Origin of the sequence: Streptomyces sp. CA-135486 (genome assembly GCF_050936555.1) — a bacterium.
Lineage (GTDB): Bacteria > Actinomycetota > Actinomycetes > Streptomycetales > Streptomycetaceae > Streptomyces.
The window spans coordinates 1-21,240 of the sequence record NZ_JBNJMM010000001.1 but is presented as its reverse complement, the minus strand read 5'-3'; the positions used below and the strand labels follow the sequence as shown (position 1 = coordinate 21,240).

The following is a 21,240-nucleotide window of genomic DNA, read 5'->3' as shown; positions in this document are numbered from 1 at the left end:
ACCCATCACGCTTGGAATGACGCTCTGCCGAACGTCCTCAGTCGACCTCAATTGGCCGCCAGGGGGCGCATTTTTCAGCCAAGTTCAAGGTCACGTAGACACCACCAATCCCACTGGTCCAATGCTGGACATCCCCTTACTTGTGCGTGTACATGTGGATGCATTGATAGCGGCGCAGAATGACATGGGGGTTTGCGATGCTATTGAGCGAAACGCACCAGTCGGAAAGCCGGCTGCCATGAGCGCCCCTCACCTGCCGAAAGTGGCTGGAATCGATTCAGCGGTTCCGGCTCACCCGCACACTGCGGCGGACCTGCCCGCCATCCCTGCCGCTCAGCCCCCGCCCGGCGCGGTAATTCAGGACCGGCTGGCCGGCTGGGTCTCCGATCTGACCACCCTCCACGAACTCACCGAGCGCCTGGCCAGAACCGGTTCTCTGGACGACGCCCTGCATGAACTGCTGCGCGCGGGAGCCGCCCTGGTCGGCGCCCGCCGCGGCCTGGTCGTCCTCGAGCCCGTGCCGGACCTCTCCAAGGCCGACTGTTTCGAACCGGACCGCGGCCCCGCCCTGACCAAGGGGCTCGGGTTCACCCATGCCGAACTGGGCCACATCGAGACGGTGCCGCGCGGTGCGACCGCATACGGCCGGATCCTCGACGGCCGGCTCCCGGACGGGCGGTCCGGTCCGGCCGGTCCTCTCCAGGCCGTCGCCCAGCCCGATCTGCTCGGGGACAAGAGCCTCGACACCCGCCACCGCGAGGTCGTCGGCCGCCTCGGCTACGCGGCCAGCTACACCGTGGCGCTCGCCTCCGAGGCGGCCGGCACGCTCGGCGCGGCCGTCTGGATGTACGACGAGCCCGCAACGCCGGTGGAGCGCCAGTGCCATCTCGTCGGGCTCTATATGCGGTACGCCACCGAGCACCTGGCCCGTCTGCTCGAGCTGGAACACGCCCGGGAGACAGTGGCCACCGTCGCCGAGGAACTGCTGCCCAGCAGGCTGCCCCGGGTGCCCGGCGTCCAGCTCGCGGCCAAGCACCGTACGACGGAGCGCGGCGGCGGCGACTGGTACGACGCGCTGCCGCTGCCCGAGGGTGCGCTGGGGCTCGCCGTCGGCTCGGTCAGCGGATCCGGGCCGAGCGCGATGGCCGCGATGGGGCGGCTGCGCGCATCGCTGCGGGCGTACGCCGTGATGGAGGGCGAGGACCCCGTCGCCGTACTCTCCGATCTGGAGCTGCTGCTGCGGCTGACCGAGCCGGCGCGCACAGCGACCGCGCTCTTCGCGTACGCCGAGCCGGCCAACAGAAAGATCGTGCTGGCCGGGGCCGGGCACACGCCGCCGCTGGTGGTCGGCGAGCGTCGCACCGAGTTCGTCGAGACGTCCCTCTCGGCGCCTCTCGGGATGCTCGCCTGCTGGGAGGCGCCCAGTGTCGAGCTGTCTCCCGAGCCTGGAGAAACGGTGCTGCTGTACACGGACGGGCTGCTGCGACGTACCGGAGATCCCATGGACCGGGCGTTCGCCAGGCTGCATGCCGCGGCCGCGAGCGTGCCGAAGTCGCTCCGCGGCGACCCGGGGGCGATCGCCGACCATGTGCTGCGCACAGTGTTGCCTGAGGGGCTCGACGATGCCGGGAGTGGTGAGGACGTCGTACTGCTCGCCGCCCGTTTTGACTGATTTCTCGCACGTTATCCACAGGACGCTGGGCCGTCTTCCCGTCGCACATACGATGGATGGCGGTCCAGTCGTAATGAGGAGGCAGACGTGGCCGAGGAGCTCACCCCGGCGGCATCCGATCCTGCTGCTGACGCAGCGGGCCCGGACGAAGAAGAGCAGCCGATCAAGCAGCGCAAGAACGGCCTGTACCCGGGCGTGTCCGACGAGCTCGCCGAGAACATGACGAGTGGCTGGGCAGACACCGAGCTGCGCGATCTGGAGCCCATCGGGCAGGCGTCGCACACCGCCGCCCGCCGTGCCGCTCTCTCGGCGCGTTTCCCCGGCGAGCGACTGGTGATTCCCGCGGGCAATCTGAAGACCCGCTCCAATGACACCGAGTACGCCTTCCGCGCCTCCACCGAGTACGCGTATCTCACCGGTGACCAGTCCGAGGACGGCGTCCTGGTCCTGGAGCCCAAGGGCGACAGGCACCGGGCCACCATCTATCTGCTGCCCCGCTCCGACCGTGCGAACGGCGAGTTCTGGCTCTCCGGCCAGGGCGAGCTCTGGGTCGGCCGTCGGCACTCTCTCGCCGAGGCCGAGCAGCTGCTCGGTCTGCCCGCCAAGGACGTGCGCGCGCTGCCGGAGCGGCTGCGCGAGGCGAGTGGACCGGTCCGCGTGGTGCGCGGACACGACGCCGGCATCGAGGCCGCGCTGACGGACAAGGTCACCGCGGAGCGCGACGAGGAGCTGCGCGTCTACCTCTCCGAGGCGCGCGCGGTGAAGGACGAGTTCGAGATCGGCGAGCTGCAGAAGGCGTGCGACTCCACCGCGCGCGGCTTCGAGGACGTCGTCCGGGTCCTGGACAAGGCCGAGGCGACCAGCGAGCGCTATATCGAGGGCACCTTCTTCCTGCGCGCCCGCGTCGAGGGCAACGACGTCGGCTACGGATCGATCTGCGCGGCCGGCCCGCACGCCACCACGCTGCACTGGGTGCGCAACGACGGCCCGGTCCGCTCCGGCGAGCTGCTGCTGCTGGACGCCGGCGTGGAGACACACTCTCTCTACACCGCGGACGTCACGCGCACGCTGCCGATCAACGGCCGTTTCAACGAGCTGCAGCGCAAGATCTACGACGCGGTGTACGAGTCGCAGGAGGCCGGCATCGCGGCCGTGCAGCCGGGCGCCAAGTTCCGCGACTTCCACGACGCCTCGCAGCACGTGCTCGCCGAGAAGCTCGTCGAGTGGGGTCTGGTCGAGGGCCCGGTGGAGCGCGTCCTCGAGCTGGGTCTGCAGCGCCGCTGGACGCTGCACGGCACCGGCCACATGCTCGGCATGGATGTCCACGACTGTGCCGCCGCGCGCACCGAGGCGTATGTCGACGGGACGCTGGAGCCGGGCATGTGCCTGACGGTGGAGCCCGGGCTCTACTTCCAGGCCGACGACCTGACGGTGCCGGAGGAGTACCGGGGCATCGGCGTCCGGATCGAGGACGACATCCTGGTGACCGAGGACGGCAACAGGAATCTGTCGGCGGCGCTGCCGCGGCAGGCCGACGAGGTCGAGGCGTGGATGGCCTCGCTCAGGGGCTGACCGTACGACGTCGGACAGCTGTGCCCAATGACGTACGGAGCGGAGGGCGGCGCGCTGCTCAGGAGACCCTGAGCAGCGCGTTCTCCCGCCATTTCAGGATCTTGTCGAAACTGACCACCGCGCCGTGGCCAGGCCGGTTGCGAAAGTCGACATGGTCGGCGAGCTGCTCGATCAGACACAGACCTCGGCCGCTCTCTGCGGTCGGCGGGGCCTGCGGCAGGGAGTGCGGGCACTGCTCGCCGTGCCGTACGGCGAAGCCCGAATCCGGCACCGGGAAGCCCGGGCCCGAATCCGCCACCTCGATACGGCACTTCTCGCCGTCCAGATAGGCGGTCACGCGGTACGCCGCCGAGGCATCGCCGGAGTCCTGGCCGCCGCCGTGCTCCACGGCGTTCGCACAGGCTTCGCCGAGTGCGACCGAGAGGTCGTAGGAGACGTCCGGATCGACCCCCGCGGTCTCCATCGTGCCGAGCAGCAGGCGACGGGCGAGCGGGACGCTCGCGGCTTCGCGCCGCAAGTGGAGAGACCACCAAATGCTCATGCTCCAGCCTCCTGGCTGCGGCTCGACATACCGATACGTATTGCCGCAAGACACGGTCCGTAAGCGCACAGTTGACGTGATTGCGCTCATTCGGCGGACGCGCGCGGCTCGCGCGGCGGTGTATGTCGCCACGCACCGTCAGGCCGCGCACTCGCCCCTGAGGATCTTCCGCAAAGGGGATCTTCCGGACCTGGCATATGGGCGGTCCCGCCGCAGTGCGATGATGACCCGGCCATGTCGTCCATCCCCGTTGCGCGCGCCGGAGCCGGTCCCCGGCTGCTGAGGGCCGCGGTGTTCACCGCGGTCTGCGTTGTGCTGTCCGCGACGGGACATGCGCTGGCCGCCTGCGCGGCGGTCCCGTGGTGGACGCTGGCCGGGGGGTTCATCGGGGTGTTCACGCTGGTCGCGCCGTTCGCGGGGCGGGTTCGCTCGCTGCCGTCGATCACCGTCGCGCTGGCCGTCGGACAGCTCGCTCTGCACGCGCTGTTCGGGCTCGGGCAGCAGCACCGGCTGCAGCTCGCCCCGACCGCCGACGACGCGCTGATCAGGATGGCCGCGAGGCTGGTGTGCGGGGCGGGCGCTGCCTCGCTGAGCCCCACGGACGCCCAGCGGGTCGTCAGCAACGCGGGCATCAGCCCACCCGGACACGCCGCCCATGCGCACATGGCCGAGGCCGCCGCATCGCCGCAGCTGCTGCCCACCCTCCCCATGCTGCTGGGGCATCTGCTGGCCGCACTCACGACCGGCTGGCTGCTGCGGCGCGGGGATCTGGCGCTCGGGCGCCTGCTCCGGCTGTCGGCGGACTCCGCCCAAGAGGTGGCCGAGGTGGCGTGGCTGCGCCCGTTGCGCGCGGCGCTCGGACTCGTACGAGCCTTGCGCGCCGGTCTGACGGGGGCACCCGCGGTGGATCCGCGCGCTCCCCGGCGCGCGTCCGGCCTTTCCGCGCCATCGGCCGGCGAGGCACTCCAGCACACGGTGATCAGGCGCGGGCCGCCCGCACAGCTCGCTCTCGCAGCCTGACGCGGCCCACTCGACGGGAGTGGTGCCGTGGTGCCCGCGCACCCCGTGTGCCCGGCACCCACCCACCTCTTCTCAACTGTGGAGTGTCTACCGCCATGAACGTTTCCCGTATCGCCCTCGCGACCGGTGTTGCCGCCTCCTCCGTGCTGCTGCTGTCCGGCACCGCCTTCGCGCACGTCAGCGTGCAGCCTCAGGGCGAGGCCGCCAAGGGCGGTTATGCGACGGTCAACTTCAAGGTCCCCAACGAGCGCGACAACGCCTCGACCGTGAAGCTCGAGGTCAACCTGCCGACCGAGCACCCGCTGGCGTCCGTGATGCCGCAGGCCGTGCCCGGCTGGAAGGTCGTGGTCACCAAGGCGAAGCTGGCCAAGCCGCTCGAGGTGCACGGCAAGCAGATCACCGAGGCCGTCTCGAAGGTCACCTGGACCGCTGACGGTTCCAAGATCGAGCCGGGCCACTTCCAGCAGTTCCCGCTCTCCCTCGGCCGGCTGCCCGAGGACACCGACCAGTTGGTCTTCAAGGCGCTGCAGACGTACGACAACAAAGAGGTCGTGCGCTGGATCGAGGAGACCAAGGAAGGTGCTCCCGAGCCCGAGTCCCCCGCGCCGGTCCTGAAGCTTTCGGCGGCGACCGAGGACGAGCACGGCGGCGGCGCGAAGGATGCATCCGCCAAGGATGGCAAGAACGCCGCGCACGGGCACGACGAGGACGCCAAGTCCCAGACGGCGTCCGACGAAAGCAGCGACACCACGGCGCGCGTCCTGGGCGGCGTCGGCATCCTCGCCGGCATTGCCGGGGTCGCCTTCGGCGTCCTGGCCGGCCGTCGCCGCTCCTCCTGACGCGGGCTCGGGCGCGCCTCGTGATGCGCCTCCTGAGGCTCCTCACACCACATTTGGGATATTTCTCCATGCGTAAGAAGACCGTGCTCGCGGCCACGCTCGTGGCCGCAGCGCTCACCCTCTCCGCCTGCTCAGACGGCGACTCCGCCAAGGGCCCCGTCACCGATGTCTCCGCGGCGGTCCAGAAGCCGGCGACCGTGCTCGACCAGCCGTTCACCAAGCCGAACCTCGTCCTCACGGACACCCACGGCAAGAAGTACGACCTGCGCGAGCAGACCAAGGGCAAGCCGACGCTGATCTACTTCGGCTACACGCACTGCCCCGACGTCTGCCCGCTGACGATGAGCAATCTCGCCATCGCCAGGAAGAAGCTCACCAAGGCCGACCAGGACAAGCTCCAGGTCGTGTTCGTCACCACCGATCCCGAGCGGGACACCCCGGCCGAACTCGCCAAGTGGCTGCCCAGCGCGGGCGACCCGTCCTTCACCGGTCTCACCGGCGACTTCGCGACCATCCAGGCGGGCGCGCGCCAGATGGGCATCGGCATCGATCCGCCGAAGAAGGAGAAGGACGGCACGATCGTCTCCATGCACGGCGCGCAGGTCATCGCCTTCTCCCCGAAGACCGACGCGGGTTATGTGCTCTACGGCGAGGACACCTCGGCGGACGAGTACGCCAAGGACCTGCCGAAGATCATCCGTGGAGAGAACCCGTGAACCGCCGTTCCACCGTCGCCTCCGTCATAGCCCTGACCGCGGGCCTTGCGCTGGCGGGCTGCTCGTCCGACGGCTCGTCCGGATCACCCGAGTTGAAGGTCAGCGGCGCGTTCATGCCACAGCCCGTCGGTGCCGACATGGCCGCCGGGTTTCTGACAGTGCTGAACACCGGAGGCGGAGCGGACAGGCTCACCTCCGTCACCAGCGACATCTCCGACGACATCACGATCCACGAGTCGAAGAACCAGAAGATGCGGAAGGTGAAGGCCTTCGACGTCCCGGCGGACGGTGAGCTCGATCTCGAACGCGGTGGAAACCACATCATGTTCATGAAGCTCAAGCAGAAGCCGAAGCAGGGCGAGAAGGTCACCGTGGAGCTGCGATTCGAGAAGTCCGACCCGATCAAGGTCGAACTTCCCGTCAAGGAGCCCACGTACAACCCGGAGAAGCACTGAGCACCGAGGGACTGATCACGCCATGACAGCCACCGCCCCGCGCTTCGGCCCATCCCCGGTCGTCCGCCTGCTGCTCGCCGCGACCGTGCTCGTCGGCACGCTCATCGGCACGCTGCTGGCCGGTGCGAGCCCCGCCTCGGCACATGCCGCACTGACCGGGAGCAACCCGAGGGACGGGGCGGTGGTCGCCACCGCCCCCAAAGACGTCACGCTCACCTTCTCCGAGCAGGTCGCCATGGGGAACGACTCGATCCGGGTCCTCGAACCCAGCGGCAAACGCGCCGACAAGGCCAAAATCCGCAACCTGAGCACCGGCGGCAAGGTCGCCTACGGCGTCGACCTGCTGCCGGGACTGCCCAACGGCACATACACGGTGGCCTGGCAGGCCGTCTCCGCCGACAGCCATCCCGTCTCCGGGGCCTTCACCTTCTCCATCGGGGCGCCCTCCGCGACCTCCGCCGCCCTGCCCGACCAGAAGGCCGGCGGAGGGGTGGTCGGCGTTCTCTACGACATCGCGCGCTACGCCGCGTACGCGGGCTTCGTGCTGCTCGTCGGCGGCGCGGCCTTCGTTCTCGCATGCTGGCAGCGCGGCGCTTCCGTACGCCCGCTGCAACGCCTCGTCGTACAGGGCTGGGTGGCGCTCACCGCGGCAACGCTCGCGATGCTGCTGCTGCGCACCCCGTACACCGGCTCCGGGAAGCTGGCGGACGCCTTCGACCTCGGCGGCCTGCGGGACGTCCTGGAGACCAAGACCGGGGCCGCGCTCATCTCGCGGCTGCTGCTGCTCGGGGCGGCCGCGCTGTTCGTCGCCGTGCTCTTCGGGGCGTACGCGAAGCGGGAGGACGAGGACAAGGGCAGGGACGAAAGCGAGAAGAAGGACCTGACCTTCGGTCTCGCCATCGGCGGCACGGTCGTCGCGGCCGGGATCGCCGGGACGTGGGCCCTGTCGGAGCATGCGTCGACCGGCATCCAGCCGCGCCTTGCCATGCCGGTGGACGTCCTGCATCTGCTGGCCGTGGCGACCTGGCTGGGCGGGCTCGCGGCGCTGCTCACGGTGCTCTACCTGGCGCCTTCGATCGAGCGGGCGGCGGTACGGCGGTTCTCCGGGGTGGCGTTCGGCAGCGTCGTCGTGCTGACCGCGACCGGGATCTACCAGTCCTGGCGTCAGGTCGGCTCCTGGTCGGCACTGACCGGGACGTCGTACGGGCAGCTGCTGCTGATCAAGGTCGCGCTGGTCGCCGTCATGGTCTGTGTGGCATGGATCTCGCGGCGGTGGACGGCGCAGCTGGGAGAGGTGACGGAGGCCGAAGACGAGGCGAAGGCGGAGGACGAGGCGGCCGAGGCGGACGCGGACCCCGAGGCGGACGACCCCGAGCGGGCGGCCCAACTCGCCCGGCAGAAGTCCGCGGTGGCCACGGCCCGGAAGAAAAAGGCCAGGGACGCCGACCCGGAGCGTTCCGGACTGCGCCGTTCCGTGCTGGCGGAGGCGGGCATCGCGGTGGTCCTGCTGGCGGTGACCACCATCCTGACGTCCACCGAACCGGGTCGTACACAGGAGGAGGCGGCCAAGTCCGTGGGGGCATCGGGCACCCAGGCGGCCACCACCGAGCCGACCGGGCCCACCGAGATCAAGCTGCCCTTCGACACGGGCGGCCAGAACGGCAAGGGCACCGTGCGGCTCAGCCTCGACCCGGCCACCCCCGGCGGCAACGAAATGCACGTCTGGATCTACAACCCGGACTTGAAGCCGATGGACGTGCCCGAGGTGAAGGTCTCCTTCACCCTCAAGGCCAAGCAGATCGGCCCGCTGCCGATCACTCCCGACCGCGTCACCGTCGGACACTGGAGCGCGGACCCGGTCCAGATCCCGATGCCCGGCGACTGGCAGGTCCAGGTGATGGTACGGACCTCCGACATCGACCAGACGACCGTGGACAAGAACATCAAGATCGGCTGAACCACCCGTGAGCGACAACCCTGTGAGCGACAAGGACATCTCCCGGCGGCGGCTGCTCGGCACCGTGGGCGCGGCGGGCGCGACCGGCCTCGTCCTGGGTGCCGCGGGCGGCGCCGCGGCCCACGCGGCCGCGGCCGGCGACACCCCGACCGCGCTGACCACGCTCGGCTCGACCGGCATCGACTTCCACGGCGTGCACCAGGCAGGCATCACCACGCCGCTGCAGGCATGCGGCCATCTGATCGCCTTCGATCTCGCGCCGGGAGCAGGCCGCAAGGAGGCCGCCGCACTGATGCGCCGCTGGTCCGCGCTCGCGGGCGATCTGATGGCGGGCCGGACGGCCGGAGACGGCGACAGCGGCGTCGCGCTCGACGCCGGGCCCTCGTCGCTGACTGTGACCTTCGGCTTCGGCCGCACCTTCTTCGACCGGACGGGGCTGACAGCGGGGCGCCCGCCGGAACTCGACCCGCTGCCCGCGTTCTCCTCCGATCAGCTGGACGGCAAGCGGTCGGACGGCGATCTGTGGGTGCAGATCGGCGCGGACGACGCGCTGGTCGCCTTCCACGCGCTGCGCGCGATCCAGAAGGCGGCGGGGGACGCGGCCCGGGTGCGGTGGCAGATGAACGGCTTCAACCGCTCGCCCGGAGCCACCGGAAAGCCGATGACCGCCCGCAATCTGATGGGCCAGATCGACGGCACCGGCAATCCGAAGCCGTCCGAGCCGGACTTCGACAAGCGGATCTTCGTGCCGTCGGGGACGGAGTACGAGTGGCTGGCGGGGGGCTCGTACGCCGTCGTACGCCGGATCCGCATGCTGCTGGACGACTGGGAGAAGCTCTCGCTGAAGAAGCAGGAGCAGGTCATCGGCCGCCGCAAGTCCGACGGCTCACCGCTGACCGGCGGCAGCGAGCTGACCGAGCCCGCGCTCGATGAGACCGGCCCGGACGGAAGGCTGGTCATCCCGGACAACGCACATGCCCGGATCTCCGCCCCGGAGCAGAACGGCGGCGCGGCGATGCTGCGGCGGCCGTTCTCCTTCCATGACGGCATCGCCGCCGACGGGACGCCGGACGCGGGGCTGCTCTTCGTCTGCTGGCAGGCCGATCCGCTGCGCGGCTTCGTTCCCGTGCAGCGCAAGCTGGACCGGGGCGACGCGCTGTCGGCGTTCATCAGGCACGAGGCGAGCGGACTGTTCGCGGTGCCGGGCGGCCCGAAGAAGGGCGAGTACGTGGGCCAGCGGCTGCTGGAGTCCTGAAGATAGCGAGTCGTCCGGTTCGCGAGCCCATTAGGGTGACGGTATGTCGGCCACGCGCTTCACCTATCTCGGTCCCGAGGGCACCTTCACCGAAGCCGCCCTGCGCACCCTTCCGGAAGCGGCCACCCGGGAGCTGGTCCCGATGCTGTCCGTGCCCGCGGCGCTCGACGCCGTACGGAACGGGGACGCCGCGGCCGCCCTCGTACCGATCGAGAACTCCGTCGAGGGCGGCGTCACCGCCACCCTCGACGAGCTGGCCTCGGGTGAACCGCTGATGATCTACCGCGAGGTGGTGCTGCCCATCGCCTTCGCGCTGCTGGTGCGTCCTGGCACCAAGCTGTCCGAGGTGAAGACGGTGACCGGCCATCCGGTCGCCCAGCCCCAGGTGCGCAACTGGCTGCGGGCCAATCTTCCGGACGCCCTGTGGGAGTCGGCCGCGTCGAACGCCGACGGCGCGCGGCTCGTCCAGGAAGGGCGCTACGACGCGGCCTTCGCGGGTGAGTTCGCGGCGGCCACCTATGGGCTTGAGCCGATGGTAACCGAGATCCATGACGCCCAGAACGCGGAGACCCGCTTCGTCCTGGTGGGCCGGCCCGCAAGGCCCGCCGCGCCGACCGGCGCGGACAAGACGTCGGTGGTCATCTGGATGGGCGAGGACCACCCGGGTGCGCTGCTCGAGCTGCTGCAGGAATTCGCCGTACGCGGGGTCAACCTGATGCTGATCCAGTCCCGGCCGACGGGCGCGGGCATCGGGAACTACTGCTTCGCCGTGGACGCCGAGGGCCATATCTCGGACCGGCGGGTGGGCGAGGCGCTGATGGGGCTGAAGCGGATCTGCCCGAACGTGCGATTCCTCGGCTCGTATCCGAGGGCGGGTGTGGCGGTCGAGGACGTACGGCAGCTGCGTGCGGGGACGTCGGACGAGGAGTTCACGGCCGCTTCGGACTGGCTGGCGCGCTGCCAGGACGGCCGGGCCTGAGCGGTGGAGCAGCGGTAGAGGGAGCGGTTCGATCCGGTCCTACCTGCAGATTTTCGTTGTCCACAGAACTTATCCACAGGCTTGCTTCTCGACCTGGGGACAAGTCGACAACACAACCCGACATGGTCGACAAATCTGCTCAGTCACCCCAACTCCGTCCACAGGGCCGCACGGTGGCCTGTGTCACCTCAATTCCATTGATCAACTCTTTAGAGCGAGGAATTCCCACCCGAATGAGCCTGCGAGGTGGGTTTGGGTGGTGAATCCTCCGGCTCACCCGCAGCACTGGAATGATCCTTTCCGTGGTCCACAGACCCACCACACAACCTGTGGATAACTTTGCGGAGGGCTGCATCTCCTGTGGACAGATAGGTTCAAGGCCCCGCCCCGCAAGGGATGCAGGTCAATACGAGCCTTCGCCGGATGCCCCATTTCGGCGAATAGCGTGGCATTTATTGACGCTTACCCTTGAGGCAATTTCCCGGGCGCTTTCTAAATTGCGACAATGCAAGCAATTCGGACAAAGTGCCACGCGAGGCTATATCGAGTGAGGTCCCACCGGTCCGCACCGGTAGCCTGGTGGGGTGATTGACCTTCGCCTGCTTCGTGAGGACCCCGACCGTGTTCGCGCCTCCCAGCGCGCCCGTGGAGAAGACGTCTCCCTCGTGGACGCCCTTCTCTTGGCCGATGAGCGGCGCAGGTCGTCCGGCCTCCGCTTCGACGAGCTGCGCTCCGAGCAGAAGCAGCTCGGCAAGCTCATCCCCAAGGCCTCTCCCGAAGAGCGCGCCGAGCTGCTGCAGAAGGCCGAACAGCTGAAGGCCGACGTGAAGGCGGCCGACGCCGCGCAGGGCGAGGCCGACGAAGAGACCAGGCGGCTGCTGCTCCAGCTCGGGAACATCGTCCACCCGGACGTCCCGGTCGGCGGCGAGGAGGACTTCGTCGTACTGGAGACGCACGGCACCATCCGCGACTTCGGCGCCGAGGGATTCGAGCCCAAGGACCACCTGGAACTCGGCGAGGCGCTCGGCGCCATCGACGTCGAGCGCGGCGCCAAGGTGTCGGGCTCGCGCTTCTACTACCTCACGGGCGTCGGCGCGCTGCTCGAGCTCGCGCTGGTCAACGCCGCGATCGCGCAGGCCACCGAGGCCGGCTTCATCCCGATGCTGACCCCGGCGCTGGTCCGCCCGCGCGCGATGGAGGGCACCGGCTTCCTCGGCCAGGCCGCGGAGAACGTGTACCACCTGGAGAAGGACGACTACTACCTGGTCGGCACCTCCGAGGTCCCGCTCGCCGCGTACCACATGGACGAGATCATCGAGGCCGAGAAGCTGCCGCTGCGGTACGCGGGCTTCTCGCCCTGCTTCCGCCGCGAGGCCGGGACGTACGGCAAGGACACCCGCGGCATCTTCCGGGTGCACCAGTTCGACAAGGTCGAGATGTTCTCGTACATCGCACCCGAGGACGCGGAGGCCGAGCACAAGCGGCTCCTCGACTGGGAGAAGCAGTGGCTGACCGGCCTGGAGCTGCCCTTCCAGGTAATCGACGTGGCGACCGGTGACCTGGGCGCATCGGCCTCGCGCAAGTACGACTGCGAGGCGTGGATCCCGACCCAGGGCAAGTACCGCGAGCTGACCTCCGCGTCGAACTGCGACAGCTTCCAGGCCCGCCGGCTGTCCGTGCGCATGCGCGACGGCAAGAAGGTGCAGCCGCTGGCGACGCTGAACGGCACGCTGTGCGCCGTACCGCGCACGATCGTGGCGATCCTGGAGAACCACCAGCTGGCCGACGGTTCGGTACGGGTGCCCGAGGTGCTCCGGCCGTACCTCGGCGGGCGCGAGGTGCTGGAGCCGGTCTCCAAGTGAGCCCCGCCTCCTTCCCGTACCGCCTGATAGCAACGGATCTCGACGGCACGCTGCTGCGGGGCGACGACACGGTCTCGCAGCGCACACGCGACGCGCTCGCCGCCGCCACGGCGGCGGGCGCCGCCCACATCATCGTCACCGGCCGCGCCGTGCCCTGGACCCGGCACATCCTGGACGACCTCGGGTACGAGGGCCTGGCCGTCTGCGGCCAGGGCGCGCAGGTCTACCACGCGGGCGAACGGCGGCTGTTGACGTCGGTGACGCTGGACCGCCAACTGGCCGGTCTGGCACTGGCCAAGCTCGAGGCGGAGATCGGCCCGCTGGCGCTGGCCGCGAGCCGCGACGGGCTCGATGGCGAGGTGCTGGTCGGCGCGGGCTACCGGGTGCAGGAGGGCCCGCTGCCGGTGGTGACCTTCGAGGACCCGTCCGAGCTGTGGTCCGCCCCGATCAACAAGCTCTACATCCAGCATCCGGGGCTGGACGACGACGCACTGACGAAGGCGGCCAGGGCGACGATCGGCGGCCTGGTGAACGTGGTGATGGCGGGTGCGGGGATCGTGGAGATCCTGCCGCTGGGGCTGAGCAAGGCGACGGGACTCTCGCTGGCGGCGCGACGGCTGGGGCTGCGGGCCTCGGACACGATCGCGTTCGGTGACATGCCGAACGACATCCCGATGTTCGGGTGGGCGGCGCACGGCGTGGCGATGGCCAACGCGCACGACGAGTTGAAGGCAGTGGCCCACGAGATCACGGCGTCGAACGACAACGACGGCATCGCGATCACACTGGAACACCTGCTGGGCTAGTCCGGCCTGTTGCACCAGTCTTGCGGCCCGCCCAAGGGCCCCTGCGGAGGATGCGCGGATCGAACGCGCGCGAGGCTTCCACCCCGACGACGGCTTAGCAAGCCGCTGCCTTACCACTCGGCCAATCCTCCGGGAGGGGGCGGCCCGCGCAGATGCGCGCTCGAAGCGGCCGCCCCCGGGCAGCTACTCGCGGGCGGCTCCGCGGAGTGTCGGTGGCTACTCCGCGTCCTGCCCGGTGCTGCCCTGCTGGGAGCTCGACGGACTCGTACTCGTACTCTCGGTCATCGCCGCGCTCCTCTCCCGGTCGGATGGCGTCGGTCGCACTGGCGTGCGCCGGCTCAACTACTCTGCCTCCGCCGACGGTTCGCTGCCACTGATTTTCCTCCCACCGGGATTCCGCGTGAGCCGCCGGCAGAGGAGGCCAAGGGCGATGGCATGCCCGAGGTGGGTGAAGGTCCCGCCGGTCGCAAGCGGCACGCCGAAGAAGGCGAGCGCGCCCGCGAGAGCCCCTCGATCATGACGCGTCTGTCCGCTCGGTGCGTCTCCCGCGGGCGGCACCTCTGTGCTTGTCAGCAGTCCGTCAGCGGCGCTTACGGCGCTGGCTGCGCTGCAGCTCTCTCAGCTGATGGGCGAAGTCGTCCATCCTCTTGTCCATCCGGCGCTCCATCCGCCGCATGTCGTCGGAGAGGTTGCAGAGCCGGTTGCTGATGGCACCGACGACTTGATTGGTGGCGTCGAGCCGCAGGTCCAGGCGATCGAGCCGTACCGAGATCCCGTTGATCACGGGACCGAGTTCCTGGAGCGCGCGCCCGACGGTGTCCAGATTCGCCTCGGCGGCGGTGACCCGGCGGTCGAGGGACGCGTACCCCTTGCGCCAGCCTTCCTCGGCGTCGAGGAGGTAGGTGCGGACGCAGCGGGCGATGTCGCTGTCGCGAAGAAGCATCGCGACGTTGAGGACGGTGCGGCGGGTGAAGAGCCTGAGCTGAGTCACCGCCTGTGGATAACTTTCGCCCTCGTTGACGTCCCATAGCGACATCATGTCGCTATGGAAGACGCGCAGCTCAGCGCCGCGCAGCACACACATCCCGTTCTCCGTGAACTCCTTGTGATGGCGGTCGGTCAACCTCCTGACGACGACTGTGGATACTTCGAAGTACCGCGCCACATCCTCTGTGCGAACGTGAACTCCGTCCGGGAGCATGACAAGAGCCTTCACCTTGTCGAGGACGTCGACACGCCCCAGATGCTCGTCGCGCATCGTGCGCGATTCGAGCAGGGCGACTTCCGATGGCATGGGGATGCCTTCCGTTCGTGAAACCGGTCATGGACGGCCCTCTCCCCGGGCACAGGGGTGGAGGTCGGCTCACGGTGCTACTCACCCAATGACCGGCGCGGCTTTCGATCCAGTACCGGCAATCCCCAACTTCACGAACTCTCGTCGCCGCGAACTCCAGTTGCCTCCACGCGCAGTGCACAACGAGCCGATAAACGTACAGTTACGCGCATATGCGTCAACCCCCGTCCATCGGACGGGGGTTGACCGGCAAAGCAGAGGTGTCCGCCTCACTCCTCGCCGACGAGCTTCAGCACCCTCAGCTTCTGCCCCGCGTACCACGTCGCCACCACCGTGACCCCCGCCAGCAGCGCCACCGCCAGCGGCAGCCCCACGTCCGATCCGATCAGGCCCTCCCCGCCGATCTTCTCGGCGAGCGACAGCGACCACTGCTGGACACTCAGCGTGCGCGCCCCCGGCACCAGGCTGCCGAACAGCGTCTCCCACACCAGCGCGTAGACGAGTCCGATGACCACCGCATGCCGGCTGACCGTCCCGAGGAGCAGGAACAACGCGCTGTAGGCGATCGACGCGACCAGCGCCGCCACGGTGTACGCCACCGCGACCTGCTGGCCGTTGCCGTTGAGGATGAACCCGGCGATCAGTGTGGGGATCGCCGAGAAGGCCATCGTGATCGCGATGGCCACGACCAGCTTGGTGACGATGATCGTCGGGCGCTTCACCGGCTTGGCGAGCAGATAGACGATCGACCCGTCGTCGATCTCGGGGCCGATCGACCCGGTGCCCGCGATCACCCCGATCAGCGGCACCATCGTGGCGATGGCGAACCCGCCCAGGACATCGGCGGCGACCTGGTCGTCGACGCCGTTGAAGCTCCGTACCGCCGCCGCGATGGCAAGCAGCAGACCGGGCAGTACGAACAGGATCGCTGCCCTGCGCCTGCCGAGCACGGCCCGGTAGGTGAGCCGGGCGACTGTGGGGTTGTACATGGACGTCACAGCTCCTTTCAGGCCGCTACGAGGTAGGAGAAGACCGACTCGAGGGACTCGTCCGAAGGCGAGACCGTCAGCAGCCGGATGGAGTGCTCGCGGGCGACCCTCGGCAGCAGTTCGGTGAACCGGCCGAAGTCGACGGCCTGGATGCGCAGCGCACCCTCGGCCAGGTCGACCTCGATACCCGCCGTCGACGGATCGGCGATCAGGGCCGCGGCGAGCGCCCGGTCGTCGCTGGACCGTACGAGGTAGCGGTGTGGCCGGTCCGTCATCAGCCTGCGGATCTTGCGGAAGTCACCGGATGCGGCATGGCGGCCGGCCACGATCACCTCGATGTGGGAGGCGAGTTGCTCGACCTCCTCCAGGATGTGCGAGGAGAACAGCACGGTCCGGCCCTCCGCGCCCATCCGCCGCAGCAGGTCCATCAGCTGCATGCGCTGGCGCGGGTCCATGCCGTTGAAGGGCTCGTCGAGCAGCAGCACGGACGGCTCGTGAACGAGGGCCGACGCCATCTTCACGCGCTGCCGCATGCCCTTGCTGTACGTCGCGATCTTGCGGTCCTGCGCGTACTCCATCTCGACCGTGGCGAGCGCCTTCTGGGCGGCCTTCCTGCCCAGGCCGTGCAACTCGGCGTTGGCGACGACGAATTCGCGGCCGGTGAGGAAGTCGTACATCGCTTCCCGCTCCGGTACGACGCCGATCTGCCGGTACACGGACTCGTTGCGCCAGATCGCGTGGCCGTCGAGCGTCACGCTTCCCGTCGAGGGGGCGAGGAAACCGCCCATCATGTTGATGAGCGTGGACTTTCCGGCGCCGTTGGGGCCGAGCAGACCGGTGACGCCCGGGCCGATCGTCATGGTCACGTCGTTGACGGCCACGACATTGCCGAACCACCGCGAGGTGTGCTCGATGTTGATGGTAGTCACAGCCCGACCTTTCGGTAGCGGCGCATCAGTACGGCGTACGAGCCGGCGACGAGCGCGAGGACGACGAGCAGATAGACCACGCCGGGCCCGGCTCCCGGGCCGGCCTCGCCGGGGAAGGCCGAGGTGGCGCCGAGGAAGGCGGTCTGCACGCCGTCAACGAGCGTGACCGGCGAGAACAGGCCCAGCCACTTGATCACCTCGGGCGACCCGGTCTCCCAGGCGATCGCCTGGACGGTGGAGACGGCGCCGTAGGTGATGGTCATCGTGGCGATCACAGCGGCGACGCCGAAGCCGCGGCGCGGTGTGAGCGCGGCCATCACCAGTCCGATGCCGCCGAAGAGTACGGAGAGAAGCGCCACGGAGACCATGCCCTGCGCGAAGCCCTTCGTCTGGTCCGCGAAGTCCATCTTGGCGAGCAGCGAGCCGATGTACAGGATGACCAGCGGCGCCGCGGTGAGCACGAACAGGGCCGAGGCCATCGCGCCGTACTTGGCGAGGACGTAGTCGATGCGCTCGATCGGCCGCGAGAAGTACAGCGGCACCGTCTTGAAGCGCAGATCGCGCGAGACGGACTGCGGAGCCTGTGCGGCCAGGAAGAGGCCGATGACCGCCTGCGTGACGATCGCATAGCGGGTGTAGTCGAGCGGGAGGTCCTTGAGCTTCGTGGCGACGGCCACCGCGACGATGATCGCCGCGGGCAGGCACATCACCGCGAAGAGGATCATCGGCAGCACCTTGGACTTGGCCGAGCGGCCGAGGCCGTAGGCGCCGCGCAGCGACTGGGAGTAGAGGGAGCGCCGCGCATACGCACGGCCGAGCCGCGGGCCCTCGTAGTTCCGGTAGCCGATGTTGTGGATCCGGGTGGTCTCGTTCTGGACCCCGGTGAGCTCTGTGCTCATCGCGCCTGCACCTCCATGGGCTGTGCCGCCGCCTCCGGACGGAAGACCTCCGCGATGTGGTGGCGGCGCTGTTCCATCCGTACGAGACCGAGGCCGAGCCCGGCGACTGTGTCGCGCACGACGTCGTACGTCTCCTCGCCCGTCGCCTCGATCAGCAGGATGTGGCCCGCTCCGGGCAAACCGTCCTCCACGCTCGCGTGCAGCGTGACTCCGGCGGCAGCCAGTGCCTTACGAAGCACAGCCGTGCCGTCGGGGTGCGTGTCCGTGTCGGTGACCTCGACCGCGAGAGTCGTGGTCGTCTGGGTGAAGTCGCTGGTGGAGCTGGAGCGCAGCAGCGAGCCGCCGTCGATGACGACGACGTGGTCGCAGGTGCGCTCGAGTTCGCCCAACAGGTGCGAGGTGACCAGGACCGAGATGCCGAAGTCGGTGTGGACGCGGCGGATCAGATTGAGCATCTCGTCGCGGCCGACCGGGTCGAGGCCGTTGGTCGGCTCGTCCAGGAGGACCAGCTTGGGGTCGTGGACCAGGGCCTGCGCGAGCTTGACGCGCTGCTTCATGCCGGTCGAGTAGCCGCCGATGGGGCGATAGCGCTCCTCGTACAGGCCGACATGGCGCAGGGTGTCGGCGGTGCGCTCACGGGCGGCCGTCGGCGGCAGCCCGGACATGCGCGCCATGTGGACGACGAACTCGGTGGCCGAGACATCGGGCGGCAGGCAGTCGTGCTCGGGCATGTACCCCACCTGCTCCCGGATGGCGGCGCCACTGGTGGCGACGTCGAGACCGAGCACGGCGGCCCGGCCCTCGGTGGCGGGAGACAGACCCAGCAGGATCTTGATCAACGTGGACTTGCCGGCTCCGTTGGCGCCCACCAGGCCGGTCACACCGGGTCCGATGTCCAACGAGAGCCGGTCAAGCGCGGTCACCCGGGGGAACCGCTTGCTCAGGCTTTCGGTCGCGATCACAGTCACATTCCGAAGGTAGTGGCGCACGACACACCGGGCGTCAGCCCTGGCGGCTGGATCGGTGTCCGACTCCAGAGGTACGGACCCGTAGGGGCTCTGCGACCAAAGTCGACCGCGCCACTGCGGCCGGTGAGTTTTCCACAGGCTGAGCACAGCCCTTGACGCAGCCGCCGGGCATTGTCACATTCATCGGTGTCAGGTTTCGAGCGAGTACCGCACACGGGACGGGCGGGTGGCATGGCCTCAGCGGTGGAGAGCGAACTGACCGCGGAACTGCGGGGGTTCAGGGAGGTGCAGCGTCTCGCGTACGCATGCGCGGAGGCAGTGGCGGCGCAGCTCAAGCCGGGTGTGACCGAGCGCGAGGCGGCCCGGATGCAACGGGAGTGGCTGCGTGAGCGTGGCGTGCGGGACTGGTTCCATCTGCCCTTCGCGTGGTTCGGGGACCGTACGGCCTTCGTGGACTTCCGGATACCGCTCCAGTTCTTCCCGACCAACCGGAAGCTGGAGGCGGGGATGCCCTTCATCCTCGACATGGCACCGGTCCACAGAGGTTTCACGGCCGACATCGGGTATTCGGGCTGCCTCGGCCTCAACCCCGTGCACGACAAGCTGCTGACCGACCTGGAGGCACACCGCGAGCTGAGCCTGCGCGAGGTGCGGGAGCGGCGCTCACTGCGCGAGATCTACGAGGACGTGGACCGGCTGATGGTCCGCCAGGGGTACGCCAACCGGCACCGCGCCTACCCCTTCGGCGTGATCGCCCACAAGATCGACCGGGTGAAGGAGCGACGCTGGTCGCCGCGTCTGTTCGGTTTCGGCATCCAGTCGCTGAAGGGCCTGGCGAGCGACGCGCTGCACGGTCACCGGGACGGCTGGTCGCCGCTGTGGAGTCCGTACGCATTCTCCGACCACCCGCCCCGGCCGGGGTTGTGGGCGGTCGAGCCGCACCTCGGGTTCCGGGGCACGGGCGCGAAGTTCGAGGAGATCCTGGTGGTCACCGACTCCAGGGACCCGGAGCAGAGCGCGTTCTGGCTGGACGACGATCTGCCGCATGTGCGGCGCTGGGCGGATGACTCGTGCGGAGCGTCGGCTCTGGGAGAGGACCATGAGAAGGAGTCGGCGTGAGTCTCAAGGGGGCGCGGGAGCGCTGGGTCCGTACCGGCGGAATCGAGCTGTGCGTCGCCGAGCTGGGTGATGCGACGCAGCCGACGGTGATGCTCGTGCACGGCTATCCGGACAGCAAGGAGGTGTGGACGGAGGTCGCCGGACGGCTCGCGAACCGCTTCCATGTGGTGCTGTACGACGTGCGGGGGCACGGCCGCTCCACCTCGCCGGCTCCACTGCGCGGCGGCTTCACCCTGGAGAAACTGACGGACGACTTCCTGGCGGTCGCTGACGCGGTGAGTCCTGACAAACCGGTGCATCTGGTCGGCCACGACTGGGGGTCGGTGCAGTCGTGGGAGTTCGTCACCGCACAGCGCACCGAGGGCCGTATCGCCTCCTTCACCTCCATGTCCGGCCCGTCCCTCGACCACTTCGGGCACTGGATCAAGAGGCGGATGAGCCGGCCGACGCCCCGCAGAGTGGGGCAGTTGCTCGGCCAGGGGGCCAAGTCCTGGTACGTGTACATGCTGCTTACGCCGGTGCTGCCGGAGCTCGCCTGGCGCGGGCCACTGGGCAAGCAGTGGCCGAAGATCCTGCAGCGGATGGAGAAAGTGCCGGCAGGCGACTACCCCACGTCGTCGCTGCCGCGGGACGCGGCGCACGGCGCACGGCTCTACCGGGACAATGTCCGGGCCAGGCTGCGCCGCCCGCGCTCCGACGCCTACGCCCACGCGCCGGTCCAGCTGATCACGCCGACCGGCGACGCCTTCCTGTCCGAGCGGCTCTATGACGAACTGGGCGAGTGGGTCCCGCAGTTGACCCGCCGGTCGCTGCCCGCCAAGCACTGGATACCGCGCACCCGGCCGGACCAGTTGTCGGCCTGGATCGGCGAGTTCGTCACGGCCAACGAGGACTTCGCGGCGGGGATGGCCGCGCGTCGGACCGTGGCCAAGGGGCCCTATGCCGAGCGGTTCGGAGGGCAGCTCGTCCTGGTGACGGGAGCGGCCAGTGGCATCGGGCGGGCCACGGCCTTCGCGTTCGCCGAGGCGGGGGCGCGGATCGTGGCGGTGGACCGGGATACCGATGGCGCGGCCAGGACCGCGGAGCTGTCCCGGCTGATAGGTGCGCCCGAGGCCTGGGGCGAGACCGTGGACGTCAGCGACGAGCAGGCGATGGAGAAGCTCGCCGAGAAGGTCGCCGCCCAGTACGGCGTGGTGGACGTCCTGGTCAACAACGCGGGCATCGGACTGTCCGGCTCCTTCCTGCAGACCACCGCTGAGGACTGGAGGAAGGTCCTCGACGTCAATCTGTGGGGTGTCATCCACGGTTGCCGGCTCTTCGGCAGGCAGATGGCCGAGCGTGGACAGGGCGGCCATATCGTCAACACCG

At 69.2% G+C, this 21,240-nt stretch carries 19 protein-coding genes and 1 tRNA gene; 13 read left to right on the top strand and 7 right to left on the bottom strand.

What is annotated here, in order from left to right; genetic code table 11:
- Positions 1-121: 121 nt before the first annotated feature.
- Positions 122-1,672, top strand: a complete 1,551-nt coding sequence (locus ACQEVG_RS00100) for a PP2C family protein-serine/threonine phosphatase (protein ID WP_432975077.1) — start codon at positions 122-124, stop codon at positions 1,670-1,672.
- A gap of 87 nt (positions 1,673-1,759) precedes the next feature.
- Positions 1,760-3,244: an aminopeptidase P family protein gene (locus ACQEVG_RS00095; protein WP_432975074.1), complete on the top strand. Its 1,485-nt coding sequence runs from the start codon at positions 1,760-1,762 to the stop codon at positions 3,242-3,244.
- A 58-nt stretch (positions 3,245-3,302) separates the two neighbouring features.
- Here ACQEVG_RS00095 and ACQEVG_RS00090 read toward each other — a convergent pair whose 3' ends face one another.
- Positions 3,303-3,785, bottom strand: coding sequence for an ATP-binding protein (locus tag ACQEVG_RS00090; protein ID WP_432975071.1), 483 nt, complete (start codon positions 3,783-3,785; stop codon positions 3,303-3,305).
- 234 nt (positions 3,786-4,019) lie between these two features.
- On the opposite strand from ACQEVG_RS00090, the gene ACQEVG_RS00085 reads away from it, so the two are divergent.
- From ACQEVG_RS00085 to ACQEVG_RS00045, 9 genes are all read left to right on the top strand, one after another.
- Complete coding sequence (locus ACQEVG_RS00085) at positions 4,020-4,805, top strand: hypothetical protein (protein ID WP_432975068.1); 786 nt, start codon at positions 4,020-4,022, stop codon at positions 4,803-4,805.
- A gap of 95 nt (positions 4,806-4,900) precedes the next feature.
- Positions 4,901-5,644 carry a YcnI family copper-binding membrane protein gene (locus ACQEVG_RS00080; protein WP_432975065.1) on the top strand — a complete coding sequence of 248 codons (744 nt, stop codon included), beginning with the start codon at positions 4,901-4,903 and terminating at the stop codon, positions 5,642-5,644.
- A 68-nt stretch (positions 5,645-5,712) separates the two neighbouring features.
- Positions 5,713-6,360 carry an SCO family protein gene (locus tag ACQEVG_RS00075; protein WP_432975062.1) on the top strand — a complete coding sequence of 216 codons (648 nt, stop codon included), beginning with the start codon at positions 5,713-5,715 and terminating at the stop codon, positions 6,358-6,360.
- Positions 6,357-6,815, top strand: coding sequence for a copper chaperone PCu(A)C (locus tag ACQEVG_RS00070; protein WP_432975059.1), 459 nt, complete (start codon positions 6,357-6,359; stop codon positions 6,813-6,815). Before ACQEVG_RS00075 ends, ACQEVG_RS00070 begins: the two co-directional genes overlap by 4 nt.
- Before the next feature lie 22 nt (positions 6,816-6,837).
- Entirely contained in the window at positions 6,838-8,772 is a 1,935-nt protein-coding gene (locus ACQEVG_RS00065; RefSeq protein ID WP_432975056.1) for a copper resistance CopC/CopD family protein, read from the top strand.
- Between the two features lie 7 nt (positions 8,773-8,779).
- On the top strand, positions 8,780-10,027 hold the full coding sequence (efeB, locus tag ACQEVG_RS00060) for an iron uptake transporter deferrochelatase/peroxidase subunit (protein WP_432975053.1): 1,248 nt from the start codon (positions 8,780-8,782) through the stop codon (positions 10,025-10,027).
- Between the two features lie 43 nt (positions 10,028-10,070).
- Complete coding sequence (pheA, locus tag ACQEVG_RS00055) at positions 10,071-11,006, top strand: prephenate dehydratase (protein ID WP_432975050.1); 936 nt, start codon at positions 10,071-10,073, stop codon at positions 11,004-11,006.
- A 584-nt stretch (positions 11,007-11,590) separates the two neighbouring features.
- Entirely contained in the window at positions 11,591-12,868 is a 1,278-nt protein-coding gene (serS, locus tag ACQEVG_RS00050) for a serine--tRNA ligase (RefSeq protein WP_432975047.1), read from the top strand.
- The gene (locus ACQEVG_RS00045; RefSeq protein WP_432975044.1) at positions 12,865-13,674 is read left to right on the top strand and encodes an HAD family hydrolase; all 810 of its coding nucleotides are present in this window, start codon (positions 12,865-12,867) and stop codon (positions 13,672-13,674) included. The genes serS and ACQEVG_RS00045 overlap by 4 nt, the downstream gene beginning before the upstream one ends.
- Positions 13,675-13,718: 44 nt before the next feature.
- On the opposite strand, the gene ACQEVG_RS00040 is transcribed toward ACQEVG_RS00045, so the two are convergent.
- The 6 genes from ACQEVG_RS00040 to ACQEVG_RS00015 form a co-directional block, all read right to left on the bottom strand.
- Positions 13,719-13,805 (bottom strand) — tRNA-Ser (locus tag ACQEVG_RS00040).
- A 449-nt stretch (positions 13,806-14,254) separates the two neighbouring features.
- Positions 14,255-14,968, bottom strand: a complete 714-nt coding sequence (locus ACQEVG_RS00035) for a hypothetical protein (protein ID WP_432975041.1) — start codon at positions 14,966-14,968, stop codon at positions 14,255-14,257.
- 269 nt (positions 14,969-15,237) lie between these two features.
- Positions 15,238-15,957: an ABC transporter permease gene (locus tag ACQEVG_RS00030; RefSeq protein ID WP_432975038.1), complete on the bottom strand. Its 720-nt coding sequence runs from the start codon at positions 15,955-15,957 to the stop codon at positions 15,238-15,240.
- Positions 15,958-15,974: 17 nt separating this feature from the next.
- Positions 15,975-16,886: an ABC transporter ATP-binding protein gene (locus ACQEVG_RS00025; RefSeq protein WP_432975035.1), complete on the bottom strand. Its 912-nt coding sequence runs from the start codon at positions 16,884-16,886 to the stop codon at positions 15,975-15,977.
- On the bottom strand, positions 16,883-17,785 hold the full coding sequence (locus tag ACQEVG_RS00020; RefSeq protein WP_432975032.1) for an ABC transporter permease: 903 nt from the start codon (positions 17,783-17,785) through the stop codon (positions 16,883-16,885). The genes ACQEVG_RS00025 and ACQEVG_RS00020 overlap by 4 nt, the downstream gene beginning before the upstream one ends.
- The gene (locus ACQEVG_RS00015; RefSeq protein WP_432984884.1) at positions 17,782-18,747 is read right to left on the bottom strand and encodes an ABC transporter ATP-binding protein; all 966 of its coding nucleotides are present in this window, start codon (positions 18,745-18,747) and stop codon (positions 17,782-17,784) included. Before ACQEVG_RS00015 ends, ACQEVG_RS00020 begins: the two co-directional genes overlap by 4 nt.
- A gap of 237 nt (positions 18,748-18,984) precedes the next feature.
- Here ACQEVG_RS00015 and ACQEVG_RS00010 point away from each other — a divergent pair, with 237 nt between their 5' ends.
- Positions 18,985-19,872, top strand: coding sequence for a M24 family metallopeptidase (locus ACQEVG_RS00010; protein ID WP_432975029.1), 888 nt, complete (start codon positions 18,985-18,987; stop codon positions 19,870-19,872).
- On the top strand, positions 19,869-21,240 hold a 1,372-nt coding region (locus ACQEVG_RS00005; RefSeq protein ID WP_432975026.1), incomplete at its 3' end, for an SDR family oxidoreductase. The genes ACQEVG_RS00010 and ACQEVG_RS00005, both read left to right, overlap by 4 nt.

Bases quoted from the DNA above. Each gene is read 5' to 3' on its own strand.
- ACQEVG_RS00010 (WP_432975029.1), top strand. From the start codon at position 18,985: ATGGCCTCAGCGGTGGAGAGCGAACTGACCGCGGAACTGCGGGGGTTC.
- ACQEVG_RS00100 (WP_432975077.1), top strand. From the start codon at position 122: ATGCTGGACATCCCCTTACTTGTGCGTGTACATGTGGATGCATTGATA.
- ACQEVG_RS00065 (WP_432975056.1), top strand. From the start codon at position 6,838: ATGACAGCCACCGCCCCGCGCTTCGGCCCATCCCCGGTCGTCCGCCTG.
- ACQEVG_RS00085 (WP_432975068.1), top strand. From the start codon at position 4,020: ATGTCGTCCATCCCCGTTGCGCGCGCCGGAGCCGGTCCCCGGCTGCTG.
- ACQEVG_RS00020 (WP_432975032.1), bottom strand. From the start codon at position 17,785: ATGAGCACAGAGCTCACCGGGGTCCAGAACGAGACCACCCGGATCCAC.
- ACQEVG_RS00090 (WP_432975071.1), bottom strand. From the start codon at position 3,785: ATGAGCATTTGGTGGTCTCTCCACTTGCGGCGCGAAGCCGCGAGCGTC.
- ACQEVG_RS00080 (WP_432975065.1), top strand. From the start codon at position 4,901: ATGAACGTTTCCCGTATCGCCCTCGCGACCGGTGTTGCCGCCTCCTCC.
- ACQEVG_RS00035 (WP_432975041.1), bottom strand. From the start codon at position 14,968: ATGCCATCGGAAGTCGCCCTGCTCGAATCGCGCACGATGCGCGACGAG.
- pheA (WP_432975050.1), top strand. From the start codon at position 10,071: ATGTCGGCCACGCGCTTCACCTATCTCGGTCCCGAGGGCACCTTCACC.
- ACQEVG_RS00030 (WP_432975038.1), bottom strand. From the start codon at position 15,957: ATGTACAACCCCACAGTCGCCCGGCTCACCTACCGGGCCGTGCTCGGC.
- ACQEVG_RS00075 (WP_432975062.1), top strand. From the start codon at position 5,713: ATGCGTAAGAAGACCGTGCTCGCGGCCACGCTCGTGGCCGCAGCGCTC.